This is a genomic window from Streptococcus suis, from assembly GCF_002964045.1.
Lineage (GTDB): Bacteria > Bacillota > Bacilli > Lactobacillales > Streptococcaceae > Streptococcus > Streptococcus suis_U.
This window is the reverse complement of the sequence record NZ_POPB01000078.1, coordinates 1-277: the sequence shown is the minus strand read 5'-3', so window position 1 is coordinate 277 and position 277 is coordinate 1. Positions and strand designations below refer to the sequence as shown.

Below are 277 nucleotides of genomic sequence, written 5' to 3'. Positions count from 1 at the left end.
CGGTGCTCAAAATGCAATTAATAAAAAAATTATTCCTGCTTATCCAATTTTTCTTTTAACAATTTTAGGAGCAAGTTTAAAAAATAATTTTGATTTAAAAAAACTTACGTCATTTGGTCATTTTTACAATGTATTAATTACTTTTAGTTTCTATAAAATTGGTCTCACAGAACAAGAGATATCCACATACTTAAAGATATTATCAGAATTATCATTTTATTATTTTAAAAATTTTAAAAGTAATGATTTACAATTTGAAGACCTAAATAAATTTTTA

Annotated in this window: 1 protein-coding gene; it reads left to right on the top strand. The window is 20.9% G+C overall.

Translation table 11 applies throughout. The features are described 5' to 3' along the window. Window positions 1-277, top strand: a 277-nt coding sequence (locus C1E99_RS15125; protein WP_238146167.1) for a hypothetical protein, incomplete at both ends; no start/stop codon positions are given.